This window comes from Alishewanella sp. HH-ZS, assembly GCF_001704375.1.
GTDB classification, from domain to species: Bacteria; Pseudomonadota; Gammaproteobacteria; order Enterobacterales; family Alteromonadaceae; genus Alishewanella; species Alishewanella aestuarii.
In genome coordinates this window covers 80,647-89,699 of the sequence record NZ_LZEJ01000012.1, presented here as the reverse complement: position 1 = coordinate 89,699, position 9,053 = coordinate 80,647, and the positions used below count along the sequence as shown (strand labels likewise).

Sequence of the window (9,053 nt, the reverse complement as noted above, 5' to 3'; positions counted from 1 at the left end):
GATCAAGTCTGAGCTAGTACACCTGATGCATCCATTGCAACCTCGATCCCTGAGGCAAATCCTGTTTGTCCTGATGGCATCCTGCCTACGCATCCTGCAACTGACATCCGGTCAGTATCCTGAGTTCCAGTAGTGGGTACTCCAGCACCCGCTAGTGCATCCTGCTGTCATCAACGATGACCTATCCAGTGATAGCCTCGATTATCCTTACTGCCATCAACCTGGCCGCTGCCTGCGACCAAGGATAAATATTGCCATCCAAGGCTGTCCATCAAAGCTCTTTCATCCTGCCGAGCCTTCTTCATCCTGAAGGTGTCCTGTTTCTTCCCTGTGCATCCTGCCTGTTCGGTGCTTCCGGCACCTGTTGCGCTTTTCAGCGCTCGACTCCTGTCGGGCCTCCTGCCAGCTAACTTCCTGTCAGCTATCATTCCGTCGATGAGAGTATTATGCACCTTTGCCGCAGCTTTGGGGGGCATGTAAGACAATTCGTACCTCAGTCATAAAGTTGTAAGATAGTGGTTAATCTGTATAAGTTTTTCAAATACAGTGACTTAATGAGGCTTGTTCCTAAGGTGGTGGCTAAAAATAGCGTTTTGGCTGCGCCTTTTGTGAGATATATCTCACAAACTTTCGGGGGATTAAGCTTAGGCTGATTTAGGGTATACTAGGGGTAAGGCTATTAATAAGACCGGAACTCTTACACTGGCATGGCGCGAGAACAACTAGGCATTTGTGCCGAAGCAAATTTACATGCGAACTATTTGCTGTGTAATGTCCTGGATGGGCAGGAAGCCATTTTGCGGCAAAAGCTGCTGCGTATTCCGCAGATGTTGCAACGTTTGGCCGAACACTTTTCGGAGTCGATGTTAACTGGCCTGGTTGCTATCAGTAGCCATTATTGGGATAACCTTTATCCCTGGCAACGCCCAGCAGGCTTGCAGGCTTTTCCGGTATTACCTTCAGAGCATCTGGTAGTGAGCTGCAGTATGGCTGATTTACTGATCCAGGTCAGATCGGATCGTTTGGATGTAAACTATATTGCGCTGCAACAAATCCAGCAACTGCTGCTGGCCAATATTGAAGTGTCCGAGCGACTCTCCGGTTTTCGTTATTTGGATGGTCGTCAGCTTACCGGTTTTCCGGATGCACCGCAGAATCCCCGCGGTATTAAACGGCGTCAGGCTGCCTTGGTGCCTGCTGTTGATTCACCCATGTTCGCTGGCGGTAGTTATTTGCATTTTTATCGCGCCAACCTCGATCTAAAACACTGGCAGCAACTGACTGTAGCTCAACAGGAAGAGATTCTGGGCTTTGCGAAAACCGATGGTAAGCCACTGCCGGCTGAGCGACTCTTGCCTAACAGCCATCTGCAGTGCAGTCTGGCAGGCGGGTTAGCGCCGCTCCCTTTGCTACAGCAAAATATGCCTTTTGCGCATGGCAATAGTCAGGGTCTGTTGGTGCTGAACTTTAGTCACCAGGCCGAGCGCTTTCCACAGCAATGGCATTACCGTTTAGGCTTAAATGAAGGGCGGCATTACGATAGTCTGCTGGATTTCTACCGCATTGACTTGGCCGCGGCCTTTTTTGTTCCTGCTCTGGGCTTTCTGGAGGCTGCCGCTAATGGCAGCCTTGGTACATCCTCAGACCTTTTCGAATAGCTCCGTTACTTTTTGCAAAGTAAAGTCGATATTTTTGACACTGATTGGTGCAATAAAAATCGTATCGTCCCCCGCTATGGTCCCCAATACGCCTTCAGCCTTGCCAACTGAGTCCAGCAAGCGGGCTATCAGTTGCGCCGCCCCGGGGCTGGTGCGGATAATAATCATCACATCGTTGTGCTCGATATCCAGGACTAGCTGCCGCAGCGGACTTTTGGTGGTGGGTACTCCAAGTTCTGGTGGCAGGGTGTAGACCATTTCCTGTCTGGCATTGCGGGTGCGCACCGCACCGTATTTACTCAGCATACGGGAGACTTTGGACTGACTAACGTTATCAAACCCTTCTTTTTTCAGCGCGTCGACAATTTCGCCCTGAGAACCAAAACTTTCCGTTTTCAATAAGGCTTTAAACGCATGGATCAGCGCTTCCTGGCGGTTTTGTTTTGTCATAGTTTGAGTTTCCGCATTATTCGTTAGACGGATACTAACAAAAATCGCGCAACAATGCAGTTGGTACAGTAAAATAGGCTTTACGCTTTTAGAGCGCTCTGGCGAAGGCAAAGTCGCCGAAATTGCTTAGACTTTAGGCGTAAGATATTTGTAATTTCGCGGCCATTTCAGTATTGTTGGCGCGGTTATTCTGAACTGTAAAATTGGAGAGAATCATGAAAGTTGCCGTATTAGGTGCAGCCGGTGGTATCGGTCAGGCACTGTCTTTATTACTGAAATTAGATTTACCTGCCGGCACAGACTTAGCCTTATATGATCTGGCTCCAGTAACACCGGGCGTGGCGGTAGATTTAAGCCATATCCCAACCGCAGTAAAAGTAACGGGTTATGGTAAAGAAGACCTGAGCAAGGCGCTGGTTGGTGCTGATATCGTGATGATTCCTGCTGGTATGCCGCGTAAGCCAGGTATGGACCGCTCTGATTTATTCAATATCAACGCCGGCGTAGTAAAAACCCTGGCCGAAGCCATTGTTGAAAATTGCCCGAAAGCGCTGGTAGGTATTATCACTAACCCGGTCAATACCACTGTGGCTATCGCTGCTGACGTGTTCAAAAAAGCCGGTACTTACGATCCGCGTCGCCTGTTCGGTGTGACGACGCTGGATGTGATCCGTGCTGAAACCTTCGTTGCTGAATTAAAAGGCAAAAGCCCTGTTGATGTAGCTGTACCTGTTATCGGTGGTCACAGTGGCACCACTATTCTGCCATTATTATCACAAGTGGCTGATGTCAGTTTCTCTGATGAGGAAGTGAAATCTTTAACTCACCGTATTCAGAACGCCGGTACTGAAGTGGTTGAAGCCAAGGCAGGTGGCGGATCGGCTACCCTGTCTATGGGTCAGGCTGCTGCCCGTTTCTGTTTGTCACTGGTTAAAGGTTTACAAGGTAAAACGGTTACTGAATACGCTTATGTAGAAGGTAACGGTGAATATGCCCGTTTCTTCGCTCAGCCAATCGTACTGGGCAAAAACGGTGTCGAACACCTGCTGCCAATCGGTGAGCTGAGTGCTTTTGAACACAAAGCCATGACCGATATGTTAGGCACCCTGAAAGCCGACATTACGCTGGGTGAAGAGTTCGTTAAGAACAACTAAGCTAAGCGGTAATCGACAATAAAGGCGCCGTTGGCGCCTTTATGTTTTTGCGGATTCGGTTTGTACTATCACCCTCAAGTGACAGCACCCTTTAGTGACTGCGTGATACAGCGATATCGGCCAATGCTAACAGCGCCTGCTTATAGGGGCTATCCGGCAGTGGCTGCAGTGCTAATTGCGCCGCTTTCGCCTCCTGCTCGGCTTTATTGCGGGTATAGTCAAAGGCGCCGGTTTGCTCTAAAGCTGCCATAATTTCCGTAAAGTGCTGCATACCATTGCCCTCGGTAATGGCATCGCGAATTAATTGTTGCTGCCTTTCGTTACCCATTTTCAACGCATGTAGCAGCGGTAGGGTGGGTTTGCCTTCAGCCAGATCATCACCGATATTTTTGCCCAGCTCTGCAGCATCAGCCTGGTAGTCCAGCACATCATCAATTAGCTGAAAGGCGGTACCCAAATGCATGCCATAGGCCTGCATCGCTTGCTCGATTGCAGCGGGTTGGTTAGAAATAACCGCCGCTAACTGGGTTGCCGCTTCAAATAATTTGGCCGTTTTGCAGTAAATGACCTGCATATAGCTTTGCTCGGTAGTATCAGGATCATTCACATTCATCAGCTGCAGCACTTCGCCTTCAGCGATAATGTTAGTGGCGTCGGCCAGTACCTGCATTACCCGCATACTGTTTAATGACACCATCATCTGAAACGAGCGGCTATACAGGAAATCACCAACTAATACACTGGCCTGATTGCCGAACAGCGCGTTAGCGGTTTCTTTACCGCGGCGCATAGTTGACTCATCTACCACGTCATCGTGCAGAAGGGTCGAGGTATGAATAAACTCGACGATAGCGGCAACACTAATATGTTGCTGCCCCTGATACCCCAGTGCCCGGGCAGCTAATACCGCCAGTAAAGGGCGTAACCTTTTACCGCCGCTATTGACGATGTAGATACCAAGTTGGTTAATCAGCGCCACGTCGGAGCTGAGCTGAGAGAATATCTGCTGGTTTACTGCCGTCATATCGGCTGCCGCGAGGCGTTGTATTTCGTCGAGCGTCATCTGCCAACAACTGCGTTAAGTCTCTGAATAAGGTCAATTCTACACTATTAGCCGCCCTGGCTAAAATGAAATCTGGATCCTTTTCTGCGACAGCAGATCTTTTTCATAATTGTGCTTGCGGCTGTGGGGGAAATTGCGTACAATTCGCGCCCTGTGAATTGAATTAACACGCCCCTTTATTTACAAGCGATGGCGTGCTTTGTACGGAGTTAACTATGTACGCGGTTTTCCAAAGTGGTGGCAAACAGCACCGTGTGACGGAAGGTCAGACTCTTCGTCTGGAGAAGTTAGACCTGGAAACAGGCGCAACAATCGAATTTACCCCGCTGATGATCGCTAACGGCGAAGCCATCAGCATCGGTGCCCCTTTAGTTGAAGGTGGTAAAGTAGTAGCGGAAGTGGTCAGTCATGGCCGTGGCGATAAGATCAAGATCGTCAAGTTCCGTCGTCGTAAGCATTCACGTAAGCAGATGGGCCACCGTCAGTGGTTCACTGAAGTGAAAATCACCAGCATCAGCGCGTAACAGGAGTATCGACACATGGCAAGTAAGAAAGGTGTAGGTAGCACTCGTAACGGTCGCGATTCAGAAGCTAAACGCTTAGGTGTTAAGCGTTTCGGTGGTGAGTCTGTATTAGCAGGTAACATCATTGTGCGTCAGCGTGGTACTAAGTTCCATGCCGGCAGCAACGTTGGTATCGGTAAAGACCACACTTTATTCGCCTTAACCGACGGTAAAGTGAAATTCGAAGTGAAAGGCGAACACAACCGTAAGTTCGTTAGCATCGTCAGCGAATAAGCTGCAGATCTTCGAAAGAACCCCGCCTGGTGCGGGGTTTTTTTATAAATTTTCCGCACCCCCCGACATAGGTTATACTTGGCTGCATAAGTCAGGTTCCTAAGCACAGTTAAGCAGGACAGCACCGATGAAGTTTGTAGATGAAGCGATAATTCGCGTCGAGGCCGGCGACGGCGGCAACGGCATTATCAGTTTTTTACGGGAAAAGTTTATCTCCAAAGGCGGGCCGAACGGCGGTGACGGCGGGGATGGCGGCGACGTCTATCTGCAAGCGGATGAGAACCTGAACACACTGGTCGATTATCAGTTTGAGAAATATCACAGTGCTGAACGCGGTGAGAACGGTGGCAGCGTAAACTGTACCGGTAAGCGCGGTGCCGATCTGGTATTAAAAGTGCCGGTGGGTACCCGGGCGGTGGATGTTGATACCGATGAAGTAATTGGCGATCTGACTACCAATGGCCAGAAGTTAATGGTCGCCAAAGGCGGCTGGCATGGTTTAGGTAATGCCCGTTTTGCCAGCAGCACCAACCGTACACCACGCAAGAAAACCAATGGTACGCCGGGTGAGATCCGTAATTTACGTCTTGAGCTGTTACTGCTGGCCGATGTCGGTCTGTTAGGTCTGCCCAATGCCGGTAAATCAACGCTGATCCGTGCAGTATCTGCCGCCAAGCCGAAAGTGGCCGATTATCCTTTTACTACCCTGGTACCGAATTTGGGTGTGGTCCGTGTTGAGTCGCACCGCTCCTTTGTGATTGCCGATATCCCGGGTCTGATTGAAGGCGCCGCTGAAGGTGCTGGTCTGGGTATTCAGTTCCTGAAACACCTGGAGCGCTGCCGTCTATTATTGCATGTGATTGATGTACTGCCTGCTGACGGTTCCGATCCGGCAGAAAATGCGCAAACCATCATTCAGGAGCTGCACAAGTACAGTGCCAAGCTTGCTGCCAAGCCACGCTGGCTGGTATTTAACAAGCTGGATCTGGTACTTGAAGACGAACTGGAAGAGATTGTGCAGCAGGTGACGACAGCACTGGACTGGCAGGGACCGGTATTTAAGATATCTGCTGCCTCGCGCGAAAATACCCAGCAGCTATCACGCGAGATCCTGAACTATATCGAGCAGCTACCGGAAGAAAAAGCCAGCGAGCAAGCGGCTGATCCGGTAACCTTTAAGTGGGATGACTACCATGAGGAAGTCAACTCGCTGGAAGATGATCTGGATGACGATGATGATTTCGACGACGACGATTACGACGTTGAAGTGATTTACCAGCGCTAGGTCAGACGATGCGGATTTCGATGATCGCCGCGATGGCGCAGCAGCGGGTGATTGGTTTAAATAACCAAATGCCCTGGCATTTACCCGCTGATTTACAACACTTTAAAAAAGTCACGCTCGGTAAGCCGGTGGTAATGGGGCGTAAGACCTTTGAGTCGATTGGCCGGCCCTTACCAGGACGGCGTAATATCGTTATCAGCCGGCAAACGCCACCTGCCGATAGCCCGGTCGAGTGGGTCAGTAGCATCGAGCAGGCGTTAGCCTTATTGGCGGAACAGCCGGAAGTGATGATTATTGGCGGTGCCGAGATTTACCGGCAGTGTCTGCCGCTGGCCCAGCGCTTATACCTGACTGAAATCGCGCTTGAAACCGCCGGAGACGCCTTTTTCCCAGATTACCGTGCTGCGGGCAACTGGCAGGAGATCGCGCGCGAGGAACATCCACAGAGCGCAGAGAATCCGCTGGGTTATCGTTTTATTACCCTGGAACGGCAGTAGGCATTACAGCGTAGTGACTGAGCTACGTTTAAGGCAACAAGCAAGCCGTCAAATAGCAAAACAGCAAATTAAAAAAGGCCAGCATCACGCTGGCCTTTTTGGCGTCTGAGTCAGGTTACACTTTAAACTGATCGACTGAACGGCGTAGCTCTTCCGCCAGCTTCGCCACTTCATGGCTGGAGGCTGAGGTTTGTTCGGCACCTGAAGCAGTTTGTTCGGCGATTGCCACAATAGACTCCAGCAAACCGCTGATCTCAGCTGATACCTGATGCTGCTCTTTGGCGGCACTGGAAATCTGTTCGCTCATGTCGTGAGCCAGATGTACAGCATGGGTAATCGAATCCAGTGCTGAGGTGGCGACTTCCGTCTTGGCAACACAATCCTCGGCTTGTTTCTTACCTTTGTTCATCGCTTCTACCGCAGCATGAGCACCGCTTTGCAGCGCCTGGATCATCGCCTGAATTTCCTGGGTCGAAGCCTGTGTCTTGCTGGCCAGTGAGCGTACTTCATCGGCCACAACGGCAAAGCCGCGGCCTTGTTCACCGGCCCGGGCGGCCTCAATGGCGGCGTTTAATGCCAGCAGGTTGGTTTGCTCAGCAATGCCGCGGATCACATCGAGGATGCTACCAATAGAGGCGCTGTCTTTATGCAGCTTGTTGATCACCTGCGATGCTTGCTCTACTTCGCGTGACAGCTGGATAATGATGGCTTTGTTTTCCAGTGAAATGCCTTTAACCCGTTCGGCTTCTTTATCGGCATTTTTGATCTCGTTAAGCGCATCATTCGAGCTTTGCAGTACACCTTGTGAGGTACTGCTCATCTCGGTGGTGGCGGTTGCTGCCTGGGTAACCTGAGATTTCTGCTCGCGGATAGCCTGGGTGGTTTGTAGCGTGATAGCTGAGGTTTGCTCTGAGGCCGCAGCCAGCTGGGTTGAACGTGAGATAATACCCTGGATCAGTTGCTGCAGGCTCTGGTTAACCTTATTGATATTGCGTGCCAGATCACCAAATTCATCCTGGCTGCGGTCATCCAGCTTCTGTGTCAGGTCACCAGAGGCAACGACACTTAGCATGGCGTTGACTTTTTCCAGCGGCTTAACAATCGCAAACACGGTACGGTAGGCAATAAAGACCGCGATCAGCACAGAAAACAGCATGACGATAAAGATAGCGGTGACGGCATTGCTAACACTGCTACGGCTTTGCTCCTGAATTTCTGCCGCTACCCGGGTGCTTTGGTTCAATAAAGCATTCAGACGGGTGATCGCCATGCTGGTTTGTTCGTCCGCTTGTTGCAGCAGCTGTGACGCTCGGGTTTTGCCCTGCAAAAACTGCATTTTCAGGGCGGGTATGCCTTGGCTGGCATCTAATAACTGGGCTACGTCTTGTAGTTTATCGGCCAGCTCTTGTGGCATGGCAACCTGTGACGCCTCGCTCAGCATAACTTGCAGCTGGGTTTCTAAGTCCTGTAACCGGAATGCAATATCATTATTGATAGTACTGGCGGTATTGTCATTGCTGGTGCGGTTCAAATCCACTACCACGCTGATCAGACTATTAATCCCGGTCTCCATTTGTGTCGCAGCCTGATAAGCACGTGGAAAGCGGTTGCGCACATTGCTTAAGTCAGTAAAATCGAGCAGTAAGGACGCCATATCATCAGCATGCCCTTCCAGCTCGGCCATTTTGCTGTCGATGCTGCTTTGTAACTGAAGGTTTTGTGCCAGTTGATCAAATAACTGATTCGAAAGTGGGATAAAGGCGTCAAAGGCTGCCGCAACAGGTTGTGTCGCTTCCCGCAGGCGTTGTTGTTGCTGTACTGCTTTGTTAAGCTCTGCGGCAGCGGTCGAATAAGCGCGTTGTTCAGCAGCAAATTGCTCGCGCAGGCTGCTAATCTGTTCGTTGGTCGGTGCATTAAAGGCTTGCAGACTGATTTTACTCATCAGCACAAACTCGCTCTTCATTAACGCACTGTTTTCTAAAGCCGGGATTGAAACATTGTTTACTTCGGCGGTAGAGGAACTAATGCTGCTCAGTTGCGAGTAGGCGGTAAAGCCAATAATCAGCAACAGCAAGGTTATCACACTGAAACCGCCAACTACCCTTAGTTTTACGGTCAACTTCATAACAACTCCAGTTTGATCGAATTA

At 50.3% G+C, this 9,053-nt stretch carries 9 protein-coding genes; 6 read left to right on the top strand and 3 right to left on the bottom strand.

Annotation, left to right across the window (positions count from 1 at the left end):
* Positions 1-707: 707 nt before the first annotated feature.
* Positions 708-1,658 (top strand): Dyp-type peroxidase, encoded by a 951-nt coding sequence (locus A9165_RS06935; protein WP_065955382.1) that lies wholly within the window; start codon positions 708-710, stop codon positions 1,656-1,658.
* On the opposite strand, the gene argR is transcribed toward A9165_RS06935, so the two are convergent.
* Positions 1,641-2,108, bottom strand: coding sequence for a transcriptional regulator ArgR (gene argR / locus A9165_RS06930; protein WP_008951008.1), 468 nt, complete (start codon positions 2,106-2,108; stop codon positions 1,641-1,643). The genes A9165_RS06935 and argR overlap by 18 nt on opposite strands.
* Positions 2,109-2,323: 215 nt before the next feature.
* On the opposite strand from argR, the gene mdh reads away from it, so the two are divergent.
* Positions 2,324-3,262, top strand: coding sequence for a malate dehydrogenase (gene mdh, locus A9165_RS06925; protein WP_065955381.1), 939 nt, complete (start codon positions 2,324-2,326; stop codon positions 3,260-3,262).
* Positions 3,263-3,353: 91 nt separating this feature from the next.
* On the opposite strand, the gene ispB is transcribed toward mdh, so the two are convergent.
* Positions 3,354-4,325: an octaprenyl diphosphate synthase gene (ispB, locus tag A9165_RS06920; RefSeq protein ID WP_065955380.1), complete on the bottom strand. Its 972-nt coding sequence runs from the start codon at positions 4,323-4,325 to the stop codon at positions 3,354-3,356.
* A 215-nt stretch (positions 4,326-4,540) separates the two neighbouring features.
* Here ispB and rplU point away from each other — a divergent pair, with 215 nt between their 5' ends.
* From rplU to folA, 4 genes are all read left to right on the top strand, one after another.
* Positions 4,541-4,849, top strand: coding sequence for a 50S ribosomal protein L21 (rplU, locus tag A9165_RS06915; protein WP_008609267.1), 309 nt, complete (start codon positions 4,541-4,543; stop codon positions 4,847-4,849).
* Between the two features lie 15 nt (positions 4,850-4,864).
* The gene (gene rpmA, locus A9165_RS06910; protein WP_008609266.1) at positions 4,865-5,122 is read left to right on the top strand and encodes a 50S ribosomal protein L27; all 258 of its coding nucleotides are present in this window, start codon (positions 4,865-4,867) and stop codon (positions 5,120-5,122) included.
* A gap of 127 nt (positions 5,123-5,249) precedes the next feature.
* Positions 5,250-6,407, top strand: coding sequence for an Obg family GTPase CgtA (gene cgtA / locus A9165_RS06905; RefSeq protein ID WP_008609265.1), 1,158 nt, complete (start codon positions 5,250-5,252; stop codon positions 6,405-6,407).
* 8 nt (positions 6,408-6,415) lie between these two features.
* Entirely contained in the window at positions 6,416-6,904 is a 489-nt protein-coding gene (gene folA, locus A9165_RS06900; RefSeq protein WP_169313978.1) for a type 3 dihydrofolate reductase, read from the top strand.
* 115 nt (positions 6,905-7,019) lie between these two features.
* Here folA and A9165_RS06895 read toward each other — a convergent pair whose 3' ends face one another.
* Positions 7,020-9,029: a methyl-accepting chemotaxis protein gene (locus tag A9165_RS06895; protein WP_008609263.1), complete on the bottom strand. Its 2,010-nt coding sequence runs from the start codon at positions 9,027-9,029 to the stop codon at positions 7,020-7,022.
* Positions 9,030-9,053 lie beyond the last annotated feature (24 nt).

Coding starts and splice junctions, on each gene's coding strand:
- ispB (WP_065955380.1), bottom strand. CDS start 4,325: ATGACGCTCGACGAAATACAACGCCTCGCGGCAGCCGATATGACGGCA.
- mdh (WP_065955381.1), top strand. CDS start 2,324: ATGAAAGTTGCCGTATTAGGTGCAGCCGGTGGTATCGGTCAGGCACTG.
- rplU (WP_008609267.1), top strand. CDS start 4,541: ATGTACGCGGTTTTCCAAAGTGGTGGCAAACAGCACCGTGTGACGGAA.
- cgtA (WP_008609265.1), top strand. CDS start 5,250: ATGAAGTTTGTAGATGAAGCGATAATTCGCGTCGAGGCCGGCGACGGC.
- folA (WP_169313978.1), top strand. CDS start 6,416: ATGCGGATTTCGATGATCGCCGCGATGGCGCAGCAGCGGGTGATTGGT.
- A9165_RS06935 (WP_065955382.1), top strand. CDS start 708: ATGGCGCGAGAACAACTAGGCATTTGTGCCGAAGCAAATTTACATGCG.
- argR (WP_008951008.1), bottom strand. CDS start 2,108: ATGACAAAACAAAACCGCCAGGAAGCGCTGATCCATGCGTTTAAAGCC.
- rpmA (WP_008609266.1), top strand. CDS start 4,865: ATGGCAAGTAAGAAAGGTGTAGGTAGCACTCGTAACGGTCGCGATTCA.
- A9165_RS06895 (WP_008609263.1), bottom strand. CDS start 9,029: ATGAAGTTGACCGTAAAACTAAGGGTAGTTGGCGGTTTCAGTGTGATA.